The sequence below is a fragment of the Tenacibaculum finnmarkense genome, assembly GCF_900239185.1.
GTDB lineage: Bacteria > Bacteroidota > Bacteroidia > Flavobacteriales > Flavobacteriaceae > Polaribacter > Polaribacter finnmarkensis.
In genome coordinates this window covers 1-23,277 of sequence record NZ_OENA01000054.1, presented here as the reverse complement: position 1 = coordinate 23,277, position 23,277 = coordinate 1, and the positions used below count along the sequence as shown (strand labels likewise).

At 31.0% G+C, this 23,277-nt stretch carries 23 protein-coding genes and 1 tRNA gene; 13 read left to right on the top strand and 11 right to left on the bottom strand.

Going from position 1 to position 23,277, the window contains the following annotated elements; all coding sequences use genetic code 11:
- Positions 1-2: 2 nt before the first annotated feature.
- The 12 genes from AQ1689_RS07635 to AQ1689_RS07580 all read left to right on the top strand — a co-directional run bounded on the left by AQ1689_RS07635 (position 3) and on the right by AQ1689_RS07580 (position 14,360).
- Entirely contained in the window at positions 3-2,015 is a 2,013-nt protein-coding gene (locus AQ1689_RS07635) for a penicillin-binding protein (protein WP_239759761.1), read from the top strand.
- Positions 2,016-3,482: a UDP-N-acetylmuramoyl-L-alanyl-D-glutamate--2,6-diaminopimelate ligase gene (locus AQ1689_RS07630; protein WP_101914583.1), complete on the top strand. Its 1,467-nt coding sequence runs from the start codon at positions 2,016-2,018 to the stop codon at positions 3,480-3,482.
- Complete coding sequence (mraY, locus tag AQ1689_RS07625) at positions 3,483-4,709, top strand: phospho-N-acetylmuramoyl-pentapeptide-transferase (protein WP_058884182.1); 1,227 nt, start codon at positions 3,483-3,485, stop codon at positions 4,707-4,709.
- Position 4,710: 1 nt separating this feature from the next.
- The gene (murD, locus tag AQ1689_RS07620) at positions 4,711-6,066 is read left to right on the top strand and encodes a UDP-N-acetylmuramoyl-L-alanine--D-glutamate ligase (protein WP_101955702.1); all 1,356 of its coding nucleotides are present in this window, start codon (positions 4,711-4,713) and stop codon (positions 6,064-6,066) included.
- A gap of 14 nt (positions 6,067-6,080) precedes the next feature.
- Positions 6,081-7,271, top strand: a complete 1,191-nt coding sequence (locus AQ1689_RS07615) for an FtsW/RodA/SpoVE family cell cycle protein (protein ID WP_101914611.1) — start codon at positions 6,081-6,083, stop codon at positions 7,269-7,271.
- Positions 7,255-8,346 (top strand): undecaprenyldiphospho-muramoylpentapeptide beta-N-acetylglucosaminyltransferase, encoded by a 1,092-nt coding sequence (murG, locus tag AQ1689_RS07610; protein ID WP_101955701.1) that lies wholly within the window; start codon positions 7,255-7,257, stop codon positions 8,344-8,346. The genes AQ1689_RS07615 and murG overlap by 17 nt, the downstream gene beginning before the upstream one ends.
- Positions 8,346-9,692 carry a UDP-N-acetylmuramate--L-alanine ligase gene (gene murC / locus AQ1689_RS07605; RefSeq protein WP_101955700.1) on the top strand — a complete coding sequence of 449 codons (1,347 nt, stop codon included), beginning with the start codon at positions 8,346-8,348 and terminating at the stop codon, positions 9,690-9,692. Before murG ends, murC begins: the two co-directional genes overlap by 1 nt.
- Positions 9,693-9,694: 2 nt before the next feature.
- Positions 9,695-10,438: a cell division protein FtsQ/DivIB gene (locus tag AQ1689_RS07600; RefSeq protein ID WP_101914578.1), complete on the top strand. Its 744-nt coding sequence runs from the start codon at positions 9,695-9,697 to the stop codon at positions 10,436-10,438.
- Complete coding sequence (ftsA, locus tag AQ1689_RS07595) at positions 10,425-11,774, top strand: cell division protein FtsA (RefSeq protein WP_101914577.1); 1,350 nt, start codon at positions 10,425-10,427, stop codon at positions 11,772-11,774. The genes AQ1689_RS07600 and ftsA overlap by 14 nt, the downstream gene beginning before the upstream one ends.
- A gap of 85 nt (positions 11,775-11,859) precedes the next feature.
- The gene (gene ftsZ / locus AQ1689_RS07590; RefSeq protein ID WP_101955699.1) at positions 11,860-13,746 is read left to right on the top strand and encodes a cell division protein FtsZ; all 1,887 of its coding nucleotides are present in this window, start codon (positions 11,860-11,862) and stop codon (positions 13,744-13,746) included.
- A 72-nt stretch (positions 13,747-13,818) separates the two neighbouring features.
- On the top strand, positions 13,819-14,268 hold the full coding sequence (locus AQ1689_RS07585) for a GatB/YqeY domain-containing protein (protein WP_101955698.1): 450 nt from the start codon (positions 13,819-13,821) through the stop codon (positions 14,266-14,268).
- Positions 14,269-14,283: 15 nt separating this feature from the next.
- Positions 14,284-14,360, top strand: a tRNA-Arg gene (locus AQ1689_RS07580).
- 828 nt (positions 14,361-15,188) lie between these two features.
- Here AQ1689_RS07580 and AQ1689_RS07575 read toward each other — a convergent pair.
- The 9 genes from AQ1689_RS07575 to AQ1689_RS07535 all read right to left on the bottom strand — a co-directional run bounded on the left by AQ1689_RS07575 (position 15,189) and on the right by AQ1689_RS07535 (position 19,751).
- Positions 15,189-15,554 carry a hypothetical protein gene (locus AQ1689_RS07575; protein WP_101955697.1) on the bottom strand — a complete coding sequence of 122 codons (366 nt, stop codon included), beginning with the start codon at positions 15,552-15,554 and terminating at the stop codon, positions 15,189-15,191.
- Positions 15,555-15,583: 29 nt separating this feature from the next.
- Complete coding sequence (locus AQ1689_RS07570; RefSeq protein ID WP_101955696.1) at positions 15,584-15,844, bottom strand: hypothetical protein; 261 nt, start codon at positions 15,842-15,844, stop codon at positions 15,584-15,586.
- On the bottom strand, positions 15,834-17,324 hold the full coding sequence (locus tag AQ1689_RS07565) for a hypothetical protein (protein WP_101955695.1): 1,491 nt from the start codon (positions 17,322-17,324) through the stop codon (positions 15,834-15,836). The genes AQ1689_RS07570 and AQ1689_RS07565 overlap by 11 nt, the downstream gene beginning before the upstream one ends.
- A gap of 100 nt (positions 17,325-17,424) precedes the next feature.
- Positions 17,425-17,760 (bottom strand): hypothetical protein, encoded by a 336-nt coding sequence (locus AQ1689_RS07560; RefSeq protein ID WP_145993741.1) that lies wholly within the window; start codon positions 17,758-17,760, stop codon positions 17,425-17,427.
- Positions 17,757-18,032: a MerR family transcriptional regulator gene (locus tag AQ1689_RS07555; protein ID WP_101955693.1), complete on the bottom strand. Its 276-nt coding sequence runs from the start codon at positions 18,030-18,032 to the stop codon at positions 17,757-17,759. The genes AQ1689_RS07560 and AQ1689_RS07555 overlap by 4 nt, the downstream gene beginning before the upstream one ends.
- Positions 18,033-18,155: 123 nt before the next feature.
- Positions 18,156-18,854, bottom strand: a complete 699-nt coding sequence (locus AQ1689_RS07550; protein ID WP_101955692.1) for a hypothetical protein — start codon at positions 18,852-18,854, stop codon at positions 18,156-18,158.
- Positions 18,855-19,035: 181 nt separating this feature from the next.
- On the bottom strand, positions 19,036-19,407 hold the full coding sequence (locus AQ1689_RS07545; RefSeq protein WP_219618439.1) for a hypothetical protein: 372 nt from the start codon (positions 19,405-19,407) through the stop codon (positions 19,036-19,038).
- 24 nt (positions 19,408-19,431) lie between these two features.
- Positions 19,432-19,611 (bottom strand): hypothetical protein, encoded by a 180-nt coding sequence (locus AQ1689_RS07540; RefSeq protein WP_101955690.1) that lies wholly within the window; start codon positions 19,609-19,611, stop codon positions 19,432-19,434.
- A gap of 2 nt (positions 19,612-19,613) precedes the next feature.
- Positions 19,614-19,751, bottom strand: coding sequence for a hypothetical protein (locus tag AQ1689_RS07535; protein WP_180947555.1), 138 nt, complete (start codon positions 19,749-19,751; stop codon positions 19,614-19,616).
- A 154-nt stretch (positions 19,752-19,905) separates the two neighbouring features.
- Here AQ1689_RS07535 and AQ1689_RS07530 point away from each other — a divergent pair, with 154 nt between their 5' ends.
- Positions 19,906-20,193, top strand: a complete 288-nt coding sequence (locus AQ1689_RS07530) for a helix-turn-helix transcriptional regulator (protein WP_101955689.1) — start codon at positions 19,906-19,908, stop codon at positions 20,191-20,193.
- Between the two features lie 681 nt (positions 20,194-20,874).
- On the opposite strand, the gene AQ1689_RS07525 is transcribed toward AQ1689_RS07530, so the two are convergent.
- Together AQ1689_RS07525 and AQ1689_RS07520 are read right to left on the bottom strand one after the other, a co-directional pair.
- Positions 20,875-22,155: a tyrosine-type recombinase/integrase gene (locus tag AQ1689_RS07525; RefSeq protein ID WP_172505598.1), complete on the bottom strand. Its 1,281-nt coding sequence runs from the start codon at positions 22,153-22,155 to the stop codon at positions 20,875-20,877.
- Between the two features lie 297 nt (positions 22,156-22,452).
- On the bottom strand, positions 22,453-23,085 hold the full coding sequence (locus AQ1689_RS07520) for a Crp/Fnr family transcriptional regulator (protein WP_101955687.1): 633 nt from the start codon (positions 23,083-23,085) through the stop codon (positions 22,453-22,455).
- Between the last annotated feature and the right edge of the window lie 192 nt (positions 23,086-23,277).

Below are 23,277 nucleotides of genomic sequence, written 5' to 3'. Positions count from 1 at the left end.
AAATGGTTATAAAAAAAAGCATATTAAACAGGCTCTATGTGGTGGTAGTTTTAATGACGCTTTTTTTATTGTTTATTATTTTTAGGGTTATTAAACTTCAATATTTCGATGGCGACAAGTATCGTAAGCTTTCTTTAGAAAAAACAGTAAAAAACGATACCATATTTGCCAATAGAGGAAATGTGTATGCAGCTGATGGAAATCTGCTAGCAACTTCGATCACAAAATATACCATTAGAATGGATGCTGTTGTGGTAAAATCGGCGGTGTTTGAAAAAAACATACGTGCTTTATCGGACTCATTATCTCAAATGTTAGGAAAACCTGCTCGTTATTATCAAGATAAAATTAGACGGGCTCGAAAACGAAAAAATCGCTATTTATTAATTGCCCGAAATGTTGGGTATAATAATTGTGCGAAAATGAGAACTTTTCCAATTTTTAACGAGGGTATTTACAGGGGTGGTTTTATTGCTGAACAAAGTACGGTTAGAGTGCATCCTATCGGTAAGATTGCTGCCCGAACAATTGGCTACGACAATAAAAAAGGAGGCGCGGGTATTGAAGGTGCTTTTGCCGATTATATGCAAGGTGAAAACGGTTGGCGTTTAAAGCAAAAAATTGCCAAAGGGCAATGGAAACCTATTAATGATGTTAATGAAAAAGAACCCGTTGATGGTAGTGATGTTATTACCACGATTGACGTTAATATTCAAGATATTACCCATCATGCGTTGCTTAGGCAGTTGAATTATTTCGAAGCAGACCACGGATGTGCCGTAGTAATGGAAGTTGAAACAGGTGAAATTAAAGCGATTTCTAATTTAGGAAGAACATCCGAAGGAAAATATTACGAAAAAAGAAATTATGCGGTTTGGGAAAGTCATGAGCCTGGTTCTACGTTTAAATTAGCGAGTTTAATGGCTGTTCTAGAAGACCGAGTTGCGGATACTTCTGACGTTGTTGATTGTGGAAATGGTAGAATTTTTATCAACAATAGAAAGGTAGAAGATAGCAAAAATGGCGGTCATGGTAAAATTTCATTGGCACGTATTTTTGAGGTTTCATCAAATGTTGGAATTGTAAAAACGATTCGAAAAAATTATGATAAAAATCCGCAGAAGTTTATAAAACGAATTGAATCTTTTGGCTTAGATAAACTTACTGATGTTAAAATAAAAGGAGAAGGAAAACCATATATTCCAAATCCTTCAGAAAAAAGTTGGAGTCCGATTTCATTAGAATGGATGGCTTGGGGGTATGGAGTTCATTTAACAGCCCTACAAACATTAACTTTTTATAATGCAGTAGCAAATAATGGAAAATTAGTGAAACCTTATTTTGTAAAAGAATTAAGGATGGGGGGTAAGGTTGAGAAACGTTTTGAAACGGTTGTTTTAAAAGAAAAAATTGCCTCTCAAAACACCATTAATAAAGTTAGAAAGGTAATGGAAAATGTGGTGAAAAAAGGAACAGCTGAAAGTATGTATTCTTCACGATTTTCTATGGCAGGGAAAACAGGAACAGCTAAAAAATGGACTCCTAAACATAAAAATAAATCGGGTAAAACGGTTTATGGGCATTATTCTAATAAAAAATATGTAGCTTCTTTTGTTGGTTTTTTTCCTGCGGATAAACCTAAATATTCATGTATTGTAGTGGTGCATAGCCCCGATAAAGATAAAGGATATTATGGCGCTAAGGTTGCTGCACCGGTATTTAAAGATATTGCTCAAAAAATTTATACTACAACGCCTATTAACAATCAATTAGTATCTGATGAAATTTCGTCAGAAAGTATTGATAAAGAATATCAAGATTATTACAATAAATTAATAAAATATAAAACGATTATGCCTAAAGTGATAGGTATGAGCGCTATGGATGCCATTGCATTATTAGAAAATATGGGGTTACATGTAGAGTTTTCAGGAATGGGGAAAGTAACAGAACAATCTATTGATAATGGTGTAAAAGTATCAAAAGGAGCAACCGTTTATTTAAAGTTATTATAATTGAAAAAATTAAAAGACATATTATATAAAGTATCTGTAAATAAAATTTATGGAACTATTCAAGCAAGTATCAATGAAGTAGTGTTTGATAGCCGCTTGGTACAAAAAAACGATGTATTTATTGCTCAAAAAGGCGGTACTGTTGATGGGCATCAATTTATAGAAAAAGCCATTGATTTAGGAGCAACAGTTATTGTTTGCCAGGATATTCCTTCGGATAAAAAACAAGACATTACCTATGTTGAGGTAACTGATTCGGATGCTACTTTAGCTATTATGGCGGCTAATTTTTATGATAATCCATCAAAAAAATTGCAATTAGTAGGAATTACAGGAACCAATGGAAAAACAACGATTGCTAGTTTATTGTATCAACTTTTTAAAAAAGCGGGGCATAAAGTAGGCTTGTTATCTACCGTAAAAATTATGGTTGATGATAAAGAGCATAAAGCAACGCATACCACACCAAATTCATTAGCGATAAACAAGTATTTATCATTAATGATTGATGCAGGAGTAACTCATTGTTTTATGGAAGTGAGTTCGCATGGAATTCATCAAAAACGTACCGAAGGTTTACATTTTGTAGGGGGTGTTTTTACCAATTTATCGCACGATCATTTAGATTATCATAAAACGTTTGCAGAATATAGAGATGTTAAAAAATCATTTTTTGATGTTTTGCCAAAATCGGCATTTGCCTTGGTAAATATTGATGATAAAAATGGGCAAATAATGTTGCAAAATACCAAAGCTAAAAAGCAAACTTATGCTTTAAAAACTCTTGCTGATTTTAAAGGAAAGGTATTAGAAAAACGTTTTTCAGGAAGTTTATTATATATAAATGCTGTTGAGGTTTGGACAAAATTAATTGGTGAATTTAACGCCTCTAATTTGTTAGCTATTTTTGGTGTTGCTAATTTATTAGGATTAGAAAAACTAGAAACATTAAGGTTAATAAGCGATTTAGAAAGCGTTAGCGGTCGTTTTGAATATGTTATTTCAGGCGATGGAGTAACTGCCGTTGTTGATTATGCCCATACGCCAGATGCGTTGAAAAATGTATTGCAAACAATTAATGATATTCGTACAGATACTCAAAATATTTTTACTGTTGTAGGTTGCGGTGGCGATAGAGATACCACAAAACGACCAAAAATGGCACTAATTGCGGCACAATTAAGTAGTCAGGCAATATTTACTTCGGATAATCCTCGAACTGAAAATCCGCAGCTAATTATTGATCAAATGGAAGCAGGAGTATCGGCTGAAAACTACAAAAAAACACTATCAGTTTTAAATAGAAAACAAGCAATAAAAACAGCATGTAAATTAGCCAAAACAGGAGATATTATATTAATTGCAGGAAAGGGACACGAAGATTATCAAGAAATAAATGGTGTAAAACATCATTTTGATGATTTGGAGGAAGTGAAAAATTGTTTTAATCAACTAAAAAAAGCATAAATGCTATATTATATATTTCAATATTTAGAAAGTGAATTTAACCTAACAGGCGCTAGTGTTTTTCAGTTTATTACCTTTCGTGCAGCAATGGCTTTTATTATGTCATTGTTAATTTCTACTATTTTTGGAAAACGAATTATCAACTTTTTAAGAACATTACAAATTGGCGAAACGGTACGTGATTTAGGTTTAGCAGGACAGGTTCAAAAAGCAGGAACACCAACAATGGGAGGGCTTATTATTATCCTTGCTACTTTAGTTCCGGTATTATTATTGGCAAAATTAGAAAATATCTACATCATTATTTTATTGATAACCACTATTTGGATGGGGCTTATTGGTTTTACAGATGATTATATAAAAGTATTTAAAAAGGATAAAGCAGGTTTAAAAGGGCGCTTTAAAGTGTTAGGACAGGTTGGTTTAGGTATTATTGTTGGGTCTATGTTGTATTTTCACCCAAATGTTACCATGAAAGAACAGCTTCCTGCTAGTCAGCAAACAGAACAAGTTAATGGTAAGATAAAGGTATTTGGAGAGGCGCATAAATCAACAAAAACTACCGTTCCTTTTTTAAAAAATAATGAGTTAGACTATGCAAAAGCACTTAGTTTTTTAGGTGATGATTATCAAAAATACGGTTGGATTGTATTTATATTCGTCGTTGTTTTTATTGTAACAGGAATTTCAAACGGTGCTAATTTAACCGACGGAATAGATGGGCTTGCCGCAGGAACTTCTGCAATTATGGTAATTGCTTTGGCAATATTTGCTTGGGTTTCAGGAAATATCATTTTTGCCGATTATTTAGATGTCATGTATATTCCTAATTCTGGTGAAATGACGGTTTTTATATTCGCTTTTGCGGGTGCTTTAATCGGTTTTCTTTGGTATAATACCTATCCTGCCCAAGTTTTTATGGGCGATACAGGAAGTTTAACAATCGGTGGAATTATAGCCGTAATTGCTATTGCTATTCGTAAAGAATTGCTATTGCCAATATTAGCAGGTATTTTTGTAGTGGAAAATTTATCGGTAATACTTCAAGTTTTTTACTTTAAATATACAAAAAAGAGGTTTGGCGAAGGAAGACGTATTTTTAAGATGGCACCATTACATCATCATTATCAAAAATTAAATTACCACGAAAGTAAAATAGTAACTCGTTTTTGGATTGTTGGAATTTTACTAGCAGTTTTAACCATTGTAACCTTAAAATTAAGATAATATGAAAAGGTTGGTTATTCTTGGCGGTGGAGAAAGTGGTGTTGGAACGGCATTATTGGGCAAGCAAAAAGGTTTTGAGGTTTTTGTTTCTGATAAAGGAACGATTGCTGAAAAATATAAAAAAGTACTTTTAGAGCAGCATATTAATTTCGAAGAAAATAAACATACCGAATCGGCAATTTTTAATGCAGATATTGTTATGAAAAGCCCAGGAATACCTGATAAAATAGCGCTAATACAAGCGTTAATTTTAAAAGGTATAAAAGTGGTTTCTGAAATTGAATTTGCCGCAAAATATACCGCAGCTAAAATAATAGGAATTACAGGTTCAAACGGAAAAACTACGACCACATTATTAACAGGTCATTTGCTTAAAAATGCTGGTTTAAATGTTTGTATTGGTGGTAATATTGGCGATAGTTTTGCGCAGTTAGTGGCTGAAAAATCACCTGAAAATTACGTGTTAGAATTGAGTAGCTTTCAGCTAGATGGAATTATTGATTTTAGCCCACATATTGCAATTATTACCAACATATCACCCGATCATTTAGATAGGTATGATTATAAGTATGAAAATTATATCAATTCAAAATTTCGCATTACAAAAAATCAAAAAGTAACCGATTTTTTAATTTATGATGCCGATGATAAAGCTATCGAAAGCTGGTTAGGTAATAACCATACAGCAGCTCAAAAAATTCCGTTTTCAATAGAAAGAGAATTAACTTATGGGGCTTTTTTAAGAAATGATACCGTTATTTTAAAGGTAAACTCATCCGAAGAAAAAAAGGATGAAGAAGCAGTTTTAATTAAAATAGACAAGCTTGCATTAAAAGGAAAACATAATATCAAAAATGCAATGGCAGCTGCAATAACTGCAAAATTATTAGCAGTAAGTACTGATGGAATAGCTAAAAGTTTGTCAAATTTTAAAGCTGTTGAGCATCGCTTAGAATATGTAGAAAAAATAAACGGTGTACAATTTGTTAACGATAGTAAAGCAACCAATGTGAATGCTGTTTTTTATGCACTAGAATGTGTGAAAACTCCAATAATTTGGGTTGTTGGTGGTGTTGATAAAGGAAATGATTATACGGAGTTATTATCTTTGGTAAAAGAAAAAGTAAAAGCGATTGTTTGCTTAGGAGAAAATAATCAAAAAATTATAGAAACATTTGATAATCTTGTTGCTGTTATTATTGAAACTAAAACAGCCGATAAAGCAGTAGTAGTTGCAAGTGAATTAGCAAATTCAGGCGATACTGTTTTGTTATCGCCAGCATGTGCGAGTTTTGATTTATTTAAAAACTATCAAGATAGAGGCACAAAATTTAAAGAAGCAATTAAAAATTTATAAAACCAAACTGATTGATTAAAACTATTTTTAAGCAAATAAAAGGAGACAGAACTATTTGGGCTATTGTGGCATTGCTAGCAATATTTTCATTTATGCCTATATATAGCGCAAGTACGAACCTAGTTTACGTGGTTGGTAATGGCTCTACGCTAGGACATTTGATGAAACATGTTGTCTTATTAATAACTGGTTTTGCCGTTATTTATGGCGTTCATAAAATTCCGTACAGGTATTTTAGTGGTGCGGCAGTTTTAATGCTTCCCGTAGTTGTTTTATTATTGATATTTACCTTGGCACAAGGAAAAATAATAGGCGGTGCAAATGCTAGTAGATGGATTCGGATTCCGTTTGTAGGCATCGGTTTTCAAACTTCTACTTTAGCAGGATTGGTATTGATGACCTACGTTTCAAGGTATTTGGCAAAGAATAAAGAAAAATTTATAAACTTTAAAGAAAGTTTGTTGCAATTATGGCTGCCTGTTTCTTTAATTTTATTTTTAATACTTCCGGCAAACTTTTCAACAACAGCACTTCTGTTTTTAATGGTATTGCTATTAACTTTTATTGGAGGATATCCATTAAAATATATTGGTAATGTGATTGGTATAGGGGTTCTTTCATTGGTGTTTTTTGTACTGGTAGCAAAGGCTTTTCCTGGGGTAATGCCAAACCGTGTAAATACCTGGCAAAGTAGGATTGAAGGATTTTATAAAACAGATATAAAAGAAAATTATCAAGTAGAAAAAGCAAAAATAGCCATCGTAACAGGTGGGGCGATAGGAAAAGGCCCGGGTAAAAGTGTGCAGAAAAATTTTTTACCACAGTCTTCTTCCGATTTTATATATGCCATTATTATTGAAGAATGGGGGCTTGTAGGTGCTGTGGTAATTGTCGTTATTTATCTGGTATTATTATTAAGAATTTTAATTACCGCTAAACAAACAACGACTATTTTTGGTACACTAATGGTGCTTGCCGTTGGAATACCAATTGTATTTCAAGCAATGGTTAATATGGCAGTTGCCGTAAATATATTACCTGTAACTGGGCAAACACTTCCGTTAATTAGTAGTGGAGGTACATCTATTTGGATGACCTGTTTTGCCTTAGGAATGATATTAAGCGTGAGTGCTTCTCAAAATGAAACAGAAGAAGCTATTTTAGATGATAATCCTTTAAATATTTTACATGAAACAGTCGATTAATGTGATTATAAGCGGCGGTGGAACTGGAGGGCATATTTACCCAGCGATTGCCATTGCAAACGAAATAAAAGAGCGTTATCCATCGGCAAAAATTTTGTTTGTAGGTGCTTCAGATAAAATGGAAATGCAAAAAGTTCCGGAAGCTGGCTATGAAATTAAAGGATTATGGATTTCAGGAATCCAAAGAAAAATTACCTTTAAAAATTTACTTTTTCCTGTGAAATTAGTCCATAGTTTATGGAAAGCAAAGGTTATTATTAAAAAATTTAAGCCAGATATTGCCATTGGAACAGGTGGTTTTGCAAGTGGACCAACATTAATGGTTGCAGGTAAAAAAAACATTCCAACTCTGGTGCAAGAACAAAATTCTTACCCAGGAATTACCAATAAATTACTAAGTAAAAAAGCGCATAAAATATGTGTTGCTTACGATGGTTTAGAACGTTTTTTTTCGAAGGATAAAATTATCAAAACAGGAAATCCCGTACGACAAGATTTATTGAACATTACCGAGAAAACATCCGAAGGAAAAACTTTTTTTAAATTAGATAAAACTAAAAAAACAATTTTAATTTTAGGAGGAAGCTTAGGCGCTCGAAAAATAAATGAATTAATTGAAGCAAATTTAGATTTTTTTAAGGCTCAAAACGTGCAGTTAATTTGGCAGTGTGGAAAACTTTATATTGACGATTATAAGCGTTATAATAATTTAGAAAACGTGCAAGTTTATGCCTTTTTAAATAAAATGGATTTAGCGTATGCTGCTGCCGATTTTATAATATCAAGAGCAGGAGCAAGTTCGGTTTCTGAATTATGTATTGTTGGTAAGCCTACCGTTTTTATTCCGTCGCCAAATGTAGCGGAAGATCATCAAACTAAAAATGCCAAAGCAATTGTTGATAAAAATGGCGCGATTTTGGTGGTAGAAAAAGAACTGACAGAATTTTCAAAAGTATTGGAAATATTGTTAAAAGATACCAAAAAACAAGCCGATTTAAGTGAGAATATGAAGAAATTGGCATTGCCAAAGGCAACAAAAGATATCGTTAACCAAATAGAAAAATTAATTAATTAGTGAATTTAAAAGAAATACATAACGTCTATTTTATAGGAATTGGAGGGATTGGTATGAGTGCAATTGCGCGTTATTTTTCTGTAAACGGAAAAAACGTATTTGGTTACGATAAAACGCCAAGTCCGATTACCAAAAAATTAGCAACTATTGGCGTAAAAATTCACTTTGAAGATGGAGTGAGAAATATACCACTTTCTTGTTTAGATACTCAAAAAACACTGGTTGTTTACACACCCGCAATTCCGAGTACACATCAAGAATTGACTTATTTTAAAAAGAATGGCTTTACGATTTTAAAAAGGGCTGAAATTTTAGGTGAAATCACCAAAAATACTCAATGTTTAGCTGTTGCAGGAACGCATGGTAAAACAACAACATCGGCAATTTTAGGGCATATTATGCAGCCTGAAAAAGCAACGTCTTTTTTAGGCGGAATTTCAGAAAATTACAATTCAAATTTAATTTTAGGAGAAGATAAAATATCGGTTGTAGAAGCTGATGAATTTGATAGATCGTTTTTAAAATTATCGCCAAATATTGCTTGTATTACTTCTATGGATGCCGATCATTTAGATATTTATGGTGAAAATGAAATGCTACAAGAATCTTTTAAAGATTTTGCAAATAAGGTTTCTGATACTTTAATTGTAGCAAAAGGACTACCATTAAAAGGGCTAACTTATGCGGTAAATGAAGCTGCCGATTATAGGGCATATAACGTAAAAATAGGAACAGGTGCTTATGTTTTTGATGTAGATACTCCTACAGAAACTATAAAAAATATCACATTTAATTTACCAGGAAAACACAACATGATGAACGCTTTAGCTGCTTTAGCAATGGCAGATGTTCATGGTGTTACGTTAGAAGATATTAAAAATCAGTTGAAAACTTTTACGGGCGTTCAGCGTAGGTTTTCCTATAAGATTAAAACAGAAAATTTAGTATTGATAGATGATTATGCGCATCATCCAACGGAAATAAATGCTGTAATTAGTTCAGTAAGAGAAATGTATCCGAATCAAAAAATATTAGGAGTTTTTCAGCCGCACTTATTTAGCAGAACAAAAGATTTTGTAACTGATTTTGCTCAGGCTCTTTCTAAGTTTGATGACTTATTGTTGTTAGATATTTACCCCGCAAGAGAATTACCTATAAAAGGGGTAACATCATCTTGGTTATTAGAAAAAGTAAAATTAAAAAATAAAATATTAATTTCTAAAGATAAATTAAGTGACGAAATTTTAAAAAAAGGGTCTAATATTATAGTTATGATTGGTGCGGGGGATATCGGTTTATTGATAGATGGTATAAGAGATGATTTAATCCAAAAACATAAAAATTAACAATGAAAACAATAGCTACATACGTATCTTTTTTCTTGTTGTTGCTTTTTTTAGGCTTTTTATATGGGTTCACAAGCAATAAAAATGGTTTAAAAGAAGTAAATAACACCGTAGTTGAATTTGAAGAGGGTGATAATAACTTTTTGACACACAGTATGGTTGATAAAATGTTAATACAAAATAGTGGCTTTGTTAAAAATCAACGAAAAAGAGTAGTAAATTTACACTTTTTAGAAACGAATGTTTTAGGAAACCCTTATGTTGAAAAAGCAACTGTTTATTTGACCATTGATGGTGTATTGAAAACATTGATAAAACAGCGTAAACCAATAGCTCGTATTGTAAATGAACATGCGTCTTATTATATTGATGAATTTGGTGTCGAAATTCCGTTATCATCAAATTTTTCGGCAAGAGTGCCGTTAATATCAGGAGTGAGTAGCAATGCGCAAGATATAGCAGCGTTAATAGAGTTGATAAAAAAAATTGAAAACTATAATTTTTTTAGTAAAGAAATTGTAGCAATTCAAAAAAATAGAGAAAAGGAATATATATTTACCGTTCGTAGTGGTAGTTATAAAATAATTTTTGGAAAGTTAGAAAACGAAGCGATTAAGTTTAAAAAACTCATCGCATTTTATAATAAAGCATTGATTGATAAAACAATTAAAAAATATAAGACAATAAATGTAAAATACCACAACCAAGTTGTGTGCACAAAACAAAAGCAAGATGAAAAACAATAAAATTGCCGTTGGTTTAGATATTGGTACTACCAAAATTGTAGCAATGATTGGTCGTAAGAATGAGTACGATAAATTAGAGGTTTTGGGTATTGGTAAAGCTAAAAGTTTAGGTGTAAAACGTGGTGTTGTAAACAACATTACGCAAACAATTGAATCTATAGAGCAGGCAGTTAATGAGGCGCAAAGTATTTCAGGGCAGTCTATAGAAAATGTCGTGGTAGGTATTGCAGGGCAACATATTAGAAGTTTACATCACAGCGATTATATTACACGTGAAAAGTCTGATGTGGTAATTAGTGAAGCTGATATTGAAAGTTTGGTAGGGCAGGTACATAAATTAGTAATGTTACCTGGTGAAGAAATTATTCATGTTTTGCCACAAGAATTTAAAGTAGATAGTCAGTCAGATATTAAAGAACCTATCGGAATGTATGGCGGACGATTAGAAGCCAATTTTCATGTAGTAGTTGGTCAAATTTCTTCTATTAGAAATATTGGCAGATGTGTAAAAAGTGTTGGCTTAAATTTATCAGAAATCACTTTAGAGCCATTAGCATCGGCAGCAGCGGTACTAAGTCAAGAAGAAAAAGAGGCAGGAGTTGCTTTGATTGATATTGGTGGTGGTACTACTGATTTAGCAATATTTAAAGACGGTGTTATTCGTCATACAGCTGTAGTTCCTTTTGGAGGAAATGTAATTACTGAAGATATAAAAGAAGGCTGTTCAATTATTGAAAAGCAAGCAGAGTTATTAAAAGTGAAATTTGGATCTGCATGGCCGGGAGAAAATAAAGAAACAGAAATTGTTTCTATACCTGGTTTAAGAGGTAGAGAGCCAAAAGAAATTACCCTTAAAAATTTATCAAAAATAATTCATGCAAGAGTACAAGAAATTATAGAGCATGTATATTTAGAAATAAAAAATTATGGGCATGAAACCGAAAAAGGAAAACTAATTGCAGGAATTGTATTAACAGGTGGTGGATCGCAGTTAAAACATTTACGACAATTAGTAGAATATATAACAGGAATGGACGTTCGTATAGGATACCCAGATGAGCATTTAGCAGATGATTCTGACCAAGCTTTATCTAGCCCAGCATATGCAACCGCAGTCGGTTTGCTAATGGAAGGCTTAAAAAAGGAGGTAAAAGAAGTGCCTGAAGAGGTTATTCCTGAGGAACCAGTAACATCTGAAGATGAAAACGAAATCGATAATGAAGCGTTTTTAGAAGAAGAGGTAAAGCAAGAAAAATATAAAGCGAAAGAGAAATCTAAATCTTTTTTTGATAAATTTACAGAAAGATTTAAAGATTTCTTAGACAACGCAGAATAAGTTATTATAAAAATAAAACAAAACTAAAAACACCTTTTATCCCCTCAAAATAGAAGTGTAAATAAAAATTATAAAAAGGAAAGTTATGAGCACAGAATTCAATAACATTTCATTCGATATGCCAAAAACACAGTCGAATGCTATTAAAGTGATTGGTGTTGGTGGGGGAGGAAGTAATGCTGTAGATCACATGTTTAGTAAGCAAATTCACGGAGTAGATTTCGTAATTTGTAATACAGATGCACAAGCGTTAGAAAGCAGTCCGATTCCTAATAAAATTCAATTAGGTGCACATTTAACCTCAGGGTTAGGTGCGGGTGCAAACCCTGATGTTGGAGCGCAAGCAGCTGCCGAAAGTATTCAAGAAATTCAACAAATGCTAAGCACGCATACCAAAATGGTTTTTATTACCGCTGGTATGGGAGGTGGTACCGGTACTGGTGCAGCGCCTATTATTGCTAAAATAGCAAAAGATATGGATATTTTAACGGTAGGAATCGTTACAATGCCGTTTCAATTTGAAGGAAGAAGACGTAGTCAGCAAGCACAAGATGGAATAGATGAACTTCGCAGAAATGTAGATTCTCTTATTGTTATTAATAACAATAAATTAAGAGAGGTTTACGGAAATTTAGGTTTTAAAGCTGGTTTTTCTAAAGCTGATGAGGTTTTAGCAACAGCAGCCAAAGGAATTGCAGAGGTAATTACACATCACTACAAGCAAAATATTGATTTACACGATGCCAAAACAGTGCTTTCTAATAGTGGAACTGCTATTATGGGATCAGCAAAAGAAGCAGGTGAAAACCGTGCTAAAAATGCCATTGTAAAAGCGTTGGATTCTCCGTTATTAAACGATAATAAAATTACAGGTGCTAAAAATGTACTGTTGTTAATTATTTCAGGAGTTAATGAAGTAACTTTAGATGAAATAGGTGAAATTAACGAGCATATTCAAGATGAAGCGGGTTATGATGCCAATATTATTATGGGAGTTGGAGAAGATGAAACCTTAGAAGATGGTATTTCTGTAACCATTGTTGCTACAGGTTTTACAGCCGATCAACAAGGAACGATTACCAATACAGAGGTGCCTAAAATTGTTCATACTTTAGAAGATGAAGATGCTACAGCCCATACTATTGGAAACCGCAAACAAGGCGGATTGGGAGTGAATGAACCACTTTCTGTAAACGAACCACTTTCTACCGATAAACCTCGTAGGGTTGTTACTGTTTTAAAGGATGATGATGACGAGCAAGAAGTACCAAGGTTTAAACCAAACAGACCTACAGATAATATAGCCGCTATAAACGTAGTCTATGATGAAATTACACCAGATACGGTTTCTGAAGATGATTTTATTATTACCAATATAGCTAATCAGGCAAGTGAATATAAAGAAGTGCCACAAGAGCCTTTTGAGCAAGATTTATTGTTTGATTTGCCTACAAATTCTTATGATGAGGTAGCTCCAAAAACGGAAGCTCCTAGTAACGAACCAAAGGAGATTAAAAATACAAATCCTACTGCTTCAGAAGCAAACCAGCAAGTTGAAAAACGCTATGTTTTAGATACTTTTGATGCAGAGCCAACAATTAGAAAAAGTTCAAATCCTGTAGTTAAAGAAGAAGTTGAAGAAGCATTGAGGTTTCAGGTGAGAACAAAAAAAACACAAGATATTAATGAAAATGATGCTACTGCTGAAGAAATATCACCATTAAGCATTACCATTTCGGAATTGCAAAAAAGAACGCAAGAACGACGTGATAAAATGAAAGGATATAATTACAAATTTAACGATCAGGTAAGCAAAAATATTGATGAAATAGAGCGTCAGCCTGCTTATAAACGATTAGGTGTCGATATTAATACTGATTCATCAATTAGTAAATCAGACACGAAATTAAATACAGAAAATAACAATTTATCGCGTTCTAATAATTCATTTTTACACGATAATGTAGATTAATAAAGATATCTTTTGAAAATATTTAGAAATTCCCGTTTAATCGGGAATTTTTTAACTTTAAAAAAATAAAAAATGGGATTGCAAAAACAAGTTATAGAACAAATGAAAGTAGCTATGAAAGCAAAAGATACCGTTGCATTAACGGCGCTTAGAGCTTTAAAATCTGCTTTTATGATTGCAAATACTCAAACAGGGACAGCTACAGAAATATCAGAAGAAGAAGCGCTTAAAATCATTCAAAAACAAGTGAAGCAACGTAAAGATAGTGCCGCTGTTTTTACCGAGCAAAAAAGAGATGATTTAGCAAAACCAGAACTTGAAGAAGCAATAGTTTTAGAGCAGTTCTTGCCTGAAGCTTTATCCGAAGAAGAAATTGCAAAAGTAGTGACTGAGGTTATTGCCAAAACAAACGCAACAGGAATGAAAGATATGGGTAAAGTTATGGGAATGGTATCAAAACAATTAGCAGGAGTTGCCGATGGCGCAACAATATCAGCAATTGTTAAAAAAACATTGGCTTAAATTTTAAGTTAAAATGGCCTCGTAGTTCAACTGGATAGAATATCAGATTTCGGCTCTGATGGTTGGGAGTTCGAATCTCTTCGAGGTCACCACTCAAGTACCTTAACCGACTGTAATACAGCGGTTAGGGTTTTTTAAATTTCGTATTATTCCGAAATAGTTCCGAAAAAGTCCGAAGCTTTGAAAAAAACACTAAAAAACGAACTGTAAAAGAAATCTTGACTGTTTAAAATTTTAAGTCCTATGCAAAGAAATTTTGCACACGGTAAAAAAATAAAGTTCCATCTTAAAACCTCATCTAAAATAAATACATTGATACTGCCAAGGGCTTTAATAAATCATAACAGCAAAATATACTATTGCGTTTTTACAATTGCTTAAATCGTTTGTTTTGATGAGGTTTTTAAATGAAGCTGAACCAATCAAAGTTTTATCTTAAAACCTCATCTAAAATAAATACATTGATACTGCCAAGGGCTTTAATAAATCATAACAACAAAATATACTATTGCTTTTTTACAATTGCTTAAATAGTTTGTTTTAGATGAGGTTTTTAAATGAAGAAGAAGCAATCTAAGTTTTATCTTAAAACCTCATCTAAAATAAATACATTGATACTGCCAAGGGCTTTAATAAATCATAACAACAAAATATACTATTGCTTTTTTACAATTGCTTAAATCGTTTGTTTTGATAAGATGAAAACATTTGTAAATTAAAATATCATTACAATAAATTATCATAATTAACACAAACAAAGGGCGGACACGCTAAAAATGATAATTAAAATTAACATTGAATTACGCTAAATGATGATTAAAGCATTTTAAAGCCCTGTATTTGTGTTTTGATATTCTTTATTTTCTAATTTAATAAGAGGGCTAAGAGTAGCCAAAAAAGCAATAAAAACAGGTAAAACACTACTCTTTGTTTTCAATATCTTTTATACTTTCTAACAAATCAAATTGATATTTTTTTTCACTAATCAGCATCTTCTTAACCTTGGCAACCTTAGAGTGTGAAACGCCTGTTTTTATAGCTATTTTACGCAATGAAATACTAGGGTTCTTACTTATTGCATTTGCTATCGTTTTATTTTTCTTTAAAAATTCCGATGATGGTGTTTTAGTTCCTTTTTGTCTGCCTTTGTAATTGCTTTTTGAGTTTTCAATACTTGACGCAATAAACACACTTACACCCTTATTAGTTAAATCCGAAATTGTTTGTATTACTTCCGTAGGTGTTCGCCCTATTTCAGAAACAGAATTAAATATTTTTGTTTTCATTTTCTTACAAAGTGTATTTTTTTATAATCCTAAATATTTACATTTTTACTACTAAAAAGATTAGGCGTTTCTTTTTTTACGGATAAATTATTTTCTAATTTCTTTAATTCTCTTTTTGCGGGTGTTCCTAAATACGTGTGAAACGTTCTGTAAGAAATTAAAAACTCGGGTTGTATAAACTTCCAATAAAGTTCCTTGTAAGTTATATCTTCATTTTCGTATTGTTTCTGTAACACAATTGTCTGAACTCTTATAATTCTTTTTAACAGGTTCTTTTGATTATATGCCATTTCTTGTATTTATTTCAGATAATAATTTTCTTGCACGATAACTATTTAATATAATTGGCGGGGCATTTTTTCGGTGTTCCGTTACTAAAACTTTTTGTACTGATTTAATCCAATCTTTAGAGGTTTTTATTTCTGATTGTTTTAAAGTATCGGTATAAATTCCCGAATCTGTTTTATAGCTAATCATTAGCCATATTTTATTTTTAGGGAGTAATTTTAGTAATCTTATTAAATCCTGTTTTTCTTGTATTATTCTTTTTCTGTTTTTCATAGTTCTAATAATTCCGTTAGATATATTATTACATTTCTTATTGCAGTATTTCGCATTTACTCTTTTGTGTGAAATATCATTTTTACAACTTTTACAAATACGTTTTTTTACTATTGCTTTTTGGGGGCTTTTAGGTGTTTTATTTGTAGTATTAGTTTTACTATTAATATCCACTTTGTAACCGTGTATATTATCTGTTAAAAAGTGGACATTTATATTTTTTTGTTGCTGACTTTTATCAGTTGCACCCCCTGTTAAAAAGTGGACATTTTCGGCTGTTAATTCATTCCATTTATTAGCGATTAATACAGATATTTCTTTTTGAGTAGTTGAGCCGTGCTTATCCATTAGCCGTGCTAATCGTTTCTTTGCTAGTCGCCTTTGCTCTTTGTTGTAGTCAATCCAATTTCTAGGGTTTCCTAGATAAATATAGCGTCTTCTTTTTTCTTCATTAGATAGGTTTCTTATATTAATACTCTTATCATAGTAGATAATTTCTAGCCACCTATCAACAAGGCAATTTATAAGAGGTTTTACCTTACTTAAATCAGCTAAATCAGTAAGGTTTTTAATTTCGTATAATTGCGGTACTGCCTTGCTTTTAACAAGTGAACTTATAGCATCTTTAACTCCTTGCATACGGTTAAATGATAACTCAAAACGAGCAAGGTTTTTACTTTTTAAATTAAATTCTTTGCCTTTGTCGTAGTATTTTTGGGTTTGGCGTTGTTGTTCTATTATTTTGCCAACTGTTTGCCGTCTGCCTTTTGAACCAATACGCATTGGTATAAATTCATTGTTTTTAAATACTACTAAATTTTTAAGTAACTCGCTTACTGCAATTGGTATATGAATATTTACGCCAATTTCAAAACCGTGTAATATTACCGTATTAGAATTTATATTAAATTTAGTTTCTAAATCTACTAAAACGGCTTTTAGTTGCTCGACTGTAAAATCATTATAATTATGTTTGCCTTTGTTGTAATACCGATGTAATGAGCCTTTAACATCTAATTTGTAAGGCTTTAAATCGTTTTTTTTATCCACCCACACTACAAAATGTAAACCTCGATATTTAGCCAAATAAAAAGCACCGTTATAGTTTTCAGCGTTCACGCTATCGTGGTAACTAAAATCTAAATACGAGTTTTCAAACCATTGTTGAGCGTGGCTTTTATTTACTTCTATGTTTACACCATCAATCAATTAACTATCCTTTTAAAATCGATAATTACTGCCGTTAATGGATTGTTTTCGCATATCAATACATACGGTTTATTATATTCGTTACATATTCCGTCCGTGGTTATCTTATACATTTGATGGAAGTGTTTTTTATAGCATATAATAAGCTGATTGCTATTTCATTGTTTAACTGAATTATTTGCAATGTTTCAGTATAATCATTAACACCTATCAAACATAATTTACAGGCATTGCGGACGTTAGAAACACACAAATAAGCCCCTAACAAATTAGGGTGCGGAATTATTAAGCTACCTTTTTTACAAGGTTTCTTATAAGAACCTAAAGCGTTAATAATTTGCTGTACAACGGCTTTTTTAAGTTCCTTTGTATGGTAATTAAATGTTGCCGTTTCATCCATTACGGACTGAATAACCTGTATATTATTCTGTATCATTTTGACTTTTTTAAACATTCTAAAACATCGCTTTTTCTGTAGAATACTTTTGTCCCTACTCTATAAGTTTTTAAAATTCCTTTCTTATTCCAATTAAACAAAGTCACTAGAGATACACTCAAAAAGTCGGCTGTTTGTTGGCGTGTCCAAAATTCAGGCGTTTGCTCCGTTGGGGTGGTTTCTTTATTGGTTAATAATTCCTTTACTGATTTAGCTAATTGGCTTACTAAATCCGCTGATGTGATACCCTCTAAAATGATTTTTTTACTCATAACATTCAAAATTAGTCTATTGTTTTTATTCAGACACTTATTACTTAAAAATGTCTATTATTTTTATTCAGATGTTTGTTTTTTAAAAAATACACCCTTTTTAGGATGTGTTTTTTATTTACGTTATTTATTTTTTAAAAAAACTATATTATACTTACTTAATATATCTTTTTGACCGTGGAATTTTATATAGGATAAATCATACTTATAAACTAATTCTCTAGTCTTTTTGCTACCTTTTAAATAAAAATTAAAGTATTCTAACAAGTCATAAAACACCATTTTATTAAAATCATTTAGCACCTCCGTAGCTGAATAACTTAATTTATTATTTTCTATTTGTTTTTTTAGTTCCTTATTTACGTCTTTTTGTATTTCATTACTAAAAAAATCTAATATTCTAAGTGATTTTTTACCGCTAGATAAATCTTTTAAAAATAAACTATTTAAAAATTTAAAATTTAAACCATCCCACTTATAACAATATTTATCAATATCAACCATAGTAATTACAGCATCAAAACAAAAATTAGTATAAGCATTGAAAAAGGTTGTATTATATTCTTTTAATTCTCGAACCGTTAGCCTTAGTATTCGTTCAATTATACCAATTTCAAAAACAATTTTTTCTTTTATACATTCGTTTTTTTCTTTAAATTGTTCAACTGTGTAATTATTTAAAAAAACAAGGCTTTTTATTCGTGATGTTTTACGCTTTGCGTTAATCATTAAATATACAGGATAATATAATTTACCATCAACAACTGACGGCTTTAAGGTCGTGTTTAAGTAATGTTTTACGCTTACTGTATAAGTTTTCATTTGATTTATATTACTGTTTTTAATAGTATCAAAACTAATCTATATTAATTAATACACAAAATAAAATCTATTATTTTTATTCAGACACATTAACTATATTTATTTTTAAGATAAAAAAAGGCAATAAAAAAGCCTTATACAATCAACGTACAAGGCTTTTTAACTTTCAATTTGATGAGGTTCAGATTTGTTTTAATGCAATAATTTTACACGGTTTCCGACTGTTATAAATGCTTTTTGTTTGCGGTAAAATTTGCAGAATCTTATTGTATAATTCTAAGTTTTCGGTAACATATTTACATATCGCATCAATTTTGTTAATCGTTTCTTTTTGCATTTCAATGCTTATTTTATCGGTAAAAATTAAATCAGCATTATTACTAAGTCCGTTTAATAGTCTTTTATAAAAACTATTTTTTAAATCTTCACGACTGTGTAAATAGTCCACGTCCTCTACAAAATCGCCACTTTGTAGGTATTGTAATGTAGTTGGTTTAAATATCAAATTACTCTGTTTAATTTCCATCTTAAACACTCCTTTGTTGTTATTCATAATCTAAAAATTGAAATAGTTTTTTTAATTAATTTTTTGCTGATAACATTTACTTTCTTTATTTTGATAAAAGTCTAACCAATGCCACCCCATACAGTAGCTGATTGCTATTTTATTAAATACTGATATTCTCTTTTTAACCTGTACAGTATCTAGGTTTTTGCTGATAACATTTACTTTTTCTATTTTGATAATCTTTTTCATAATTATAATTTTTGTCCTGTTAAAAATCGGTTTGCTAAAATTTCTAATTCCGTGCCTGTATGCAATGTTATCATTTTGCTTTTTTCAAGTTCTTTTATAAAATCGGCTAAAGTTTCTAACATTTCTTTTTGTGTGTACATAGTATTATTATATAAAATTATCGTTTCTGTTTTATTTTTACAATGCAAATGTAACAGAAATAATAATACAGCCAAACAGAAATGATTATTTTTATTGTTTTAATTATCGTTTCTGTTTTATTTACTACTTTTGTACAACTTAAAAAATTGTACTATGAATATTCTAAGATTAAAAGATTTATTAAAAGAGAAAGGTATTACAGGCAAAGAATTAGCCCGAAAAGTTGATAAAACAGAAAACGCAATCAGTATGATTTTAAACAATAAAAGGCAACCACGATTTGAACTATTATTAAAAATTGCCGATGTATTGAATGTAGATATAAAAGAATTATTTGTTTCTACAAAAGATGGTAGCAGTAAAATACAGGTTATTATTAACGATAAATTAAAAACCTTTGCCACTATTGAAGATTTTAAAATCTTTGCAAATTCACTTTAAAAACTATTTAAAAGCTATTTCAAAAGCCTTGCACAACTTGTGCGGGGCTTTTTTATTGGTTAAAAGATTTATATCAAATGAATATCTTAAAACCTCATCTAAAATAAATACATTGATACTGCCAAGGGCTTTAATAAACAACAATAACAAAATATACTATTGCTTTTATACAATTGCTTAAATCGTTTGTTTTAGATGAGGTTTTAAAGTGTCCGTAAAAATACCCTGGTACAATGTTTTATCTGTGGGCAACAAATGAAGCTGAAGCAATCAAAGTTTTATCTTGAGTAGCTAAATGAATTTTCTGAAGTAGATGTTTTCAATATTTTATCCGTGGGCAACAAATGAAGCTGAAGCAATCAAAGTTTTATCTTGAGTAGCTAAATGAATTTTCTGAAGTAGATGTTTTCAATGTTTTATCCGTGGGCAACAAATGAAGCTGAAGCAATCAAAGTTTTATCTTGAGTAGCTAAATGAATATCTTAAAACCTCATCTAAAATAAATACATTCATACTGCCAAGGGCTTTAATAAACAACAATAACAAAATATACTATTGCTTTTTTACAATTGCTTAAATCGTTTGTTTTGATGAGGTTTTTAAATGAACTCTCGGAAGTAGATATTTATGTAATATATAAAAACCTAAAATGCTTGTAATATATTTTAACCATAATTGTAACTATTTAGCCAATCTTAGCGGGGCTTTTGTTGGATTTTCTTTTTCTTGCTGATTGTATAATTTCTGTAAATTATCAGCGTGTCTTGTTGATGTAACTTTTATATATTTTAAAAACTCTTTTTCTGTTTTATGCCCTGTTATGCCCATTATTGTACTATTGTCAATTTTACCGTATAAGTTAGTAGCAAATGAACGCCTGCAAGTATGCGAGGTTATTAATTCACACTTTGGAAAATTACCAAATTCTTTACGCTTTGTTTTTGGGTTTTGTTTCCCACCCTCTACAATTTGAGTAATACCAACCTTTAAACATATTTCTTTTATATAATCGTTAAAACGTTGGTCTGATATTGCTTTCGGAAATTCTCCATTATTTCGGGCTAAAATATATTTAACTTGCTGATGTAATGGTACTACAACTGTCGCCCCTGTTTTTTGGGTTTTAATGGTAATCATATCGTTAGCAATATCTTTTTTATTTAATCGCATAATATCAGAAACACGCAAACCTGTACGTGTGCCGATAATTAACAAGTTACGAGCGTTTAGCAGTCTTAAATTATCATTAAAATTAAACTCAAATATTTTATTAATTTCTGTATTTGTCAAATAAACATCCTTAGTTTCGTTTGTCATTCCTTTAAAATCTGACAAATCAATATTACAAAAGCCCCTTTTATTGGCATCATTCAGCCACATTTTAAGCCCTCTTATTTTCGTTCCTGTTGTATTTTGTGTATAACCTTTTTTATTAATACAGAAACTTACAAACTCCTTATAAAAGTTGTAATTTATTTCTTTTAATTGGATATTTCTTTTTAAATGTTTTTCAAAAGAAATCAATGTATTTAAAATACTTTTATTTTTTCGCTTAGTTCCGTCAGTAATTGGTTTACCTGTTTGCTTGTTTAGGGTTTCAGTAGCTATGTAGTAGTTAATCCAATCAATTAAGAATTTTTTATACTTGTCGCCATCTTCTACACGATTAAAAAACTTATCTACATTATTTTTTAACCAACCTTTATAAAAATGATTGTCATTTGCTACTGTATAATTATAAGAATCTGTTAAGTACTCGCTTAGTACCGATAATTTTTTATTTATATCGGTACGGTTCTTAATGGTACTTTTATTTTTAAGTTTTTGGTATGTATTAGAAAAATCGCCTTTATTTATTTTAAAACCTGTAGAAGTACTCTCATCTAATTTTTTACTAATCCAAACACGGACGTATATTTTCTGATTTTGGTAATTTTCACGAACAAAAAATTTAACTTTCATAACAAACATTTTTACAGGGGCTAAATTAGTGTTATTCCGAAATAATCCCGAAAAAAATTTAACTTATTGTAATTTATGTTAATCTAACTTAATGCTTTTTTGGTTTGGAATTAACTATAAGTAGTTAATTTTACTAGGTTTGTAGTGTTTTTAGTTCAATTGCTGATTATTACAAATTAAGCGGGTTCTGTTCTCTTCGAGGTCACGAAAAAAAGCAATAATCTTATTTTAAGGTTATTGCTTTATTGTTTCCTGAAAAGAGTTGTTTTTGTGTTGAGAAACTGTTTCCTTGTGAAATTAAAACTCTAATATTTTTATTTGATTTCGATGTAATTTAATTTTTGATTCTCTTTCTAGCGCTTTTAAAAGTCGAGAAATTACAACTCTTGAGGTGTGTAAATCGTTGGCAATTTGTAGGTGAGTAACATTTAAAACATCATTTCCAATAACCATTGCTTTATCTTTTAAGTATTTTAATAAACGGTCGTTCATGTTTAAAAAAGCGATAGAATCGACTGCTTCAATAAATTCATTAAGCCTTGAATGATAGCTTTGTAAAATATATTCTTGCCAGCTTTTATATTTAGTAAACCATTCCGACATTTTAGTTTTCGGAATCATTAACACCGTAACATCGGTTTCGGTAACAGCTTTAATTTTACTTTTGGTTTCGCTGATACAACAGGAAAGCGTCATAGCACAGGTATCGCCTTTTTCAATGTAGTACAACACCAATTCATCGCCGTCTTTGTCTTCTCTTAAAACTTTAATTGCGCCGCTAAGAATTAACGGAATAGAAAAGATAGCGCTATCGGCATCAATGATTACCGTATTTTCTTTAAACTCTTTATATACCGCTACGCTGGCTATTTGTTCAAGCAAAGCATCTTCAAATAAATAGCCGTAATGTTGTTGTAGTTTTTCTATCAATTTTAATGATTTTTTAGCCGATAATTTACAAAAAAATAAAAGAATAATAGCTGATTTTAGTTTGCTTTTAAATTGATTTAATTGCTGAAATTTATACTTAGAGCCTGTTTAAATTTTATTCAATAAAAGTTTTATGGCGGATAATTTGGTTATATTTTCGGAAGATTCCATTAATAATTCATAGTTTCGACA

Bases quoted from the DNA above. Each gene is read 5' to 3' on its own strand.
- AQ1689_RS07600 (WP_101914578.1), top strand. From the start codon at position 9,695: ATGAAAACAATAGCTACATACGTATCTTTTTTCTTGTTGTTGCTTTTT.
- mraY (WP_058884182.1), top strand. From the start codon at position 3,483: ATGCTATATTATATATTTCAATATTTAGAAAGTGAATTTAACCTAACA.
- AQ1689_RS07555 (WP_101955693.1), bottom strand. From the start codon at position 18,032: ATGAGTAAAAAAATCATTTTAGAGGGTATCACATCAGCGGATTTAGTA.
- AQ1689_RS07570 (WP_101955696.1), bottom strand. From the start codon at position 15,844: ATGGCATATAATCAAAAGAACCTGTTAAAAAGAATTATAAGAGTTCAG.
- AQ1689_RS07525 (WP_172505598.1), bottom strand. From the start codon at position 22,155: ATGAAAGTTAAATTTTTTGTTCGTGAAAATTACCAAAATCAGAAAATA.
- ftsA (WP_101914577.1), top strand. From the start codon at position 10,425: ATGAAAAACAATAAAATTGCCGTTGGTTTAGATATTGGTACTACCAAA.
- murG (WP_101955701.1), top strand. From the start codon at position 7,255: ATGAAACAGTCGATTAATGTGATTATAAGCGGCGGTGGAACTGGAGGG.
- AQ1689_RS07550 (WP_101955692.1), bottom strand. From the start codon at position 18,854: ATGAAAACTTATACAGTAAGCGTAAAACATTACTTAAACACGACCTTA.
- AQ1689_RS07575 (WP_101955697.1), bottom strand. From the start codon at position 15,554: ATGAAAACAAAAATATTTAATTCTGTTTCTGAAATAGGGCGAACACCT.
- AQ1689_RS07585 (WP_101955698.1), top strand. From the start codon at position 13,819: ATGGGATTGCAAAAACAAGTTATAGAACAAATGAAAGTAGCTATGAAA.
- AQ1689_RS07530 (WP_101955689.1), top strand. From the start codon at position 19,906: ATGAATATTCTAAGATTAAAAGATTTATTAAAAGAGAAAGGTATTACA.
- AQ1689_RS07545 (WP_219618439.1), bottom strand. From the start codon at position 19,407: ATGAATAACAACAAAGGAGTGTTTAAGATGGAAATTAAACAGAGTAAT.
- AQ1689_RS07635 (WP_239759761.1), top strand. From the start codon at position 3: ATGGTTATAAAAAAAAGCATATTAAACAGGCTCTATGTGGTGGTAGTT.
- AQ1689_RS07535 (WP_180947555.1), bottom strand. From the start codon at position 19,751: ATGTACACACAAAAAGAAATGTTAGAAACTTTAGCCGATTTTATAAAA.
- ftsZ (WP_101955699.1), top strand. From the start codon at position 11,860: ATGAGCACAGAATTCAATAACATTTCATTCGATATGCCAAAAACACAG.
- AQ1689_RS07560 (WP_145993741.1), bottom strand. From the start codon at position 17,760: ATGATACAGAATAATATACAGGTTATTCAGTCCGTAATGGATGAAACG.
- murD (WP_101955702.1), top strand. From the start codon at position 4,711: ATGAAAAGGTTGGTTATTCTTGGCGGTGGAGAAAGTGGTGTTGGAACG.
- AQ1689_RS07540 (WP_101955690.1), bottom strand. From the start codon at position 19,611: ATGAAAAAGATTATCAAAATAGAAAAAGTAAATGTTATCAGCAAAAAC.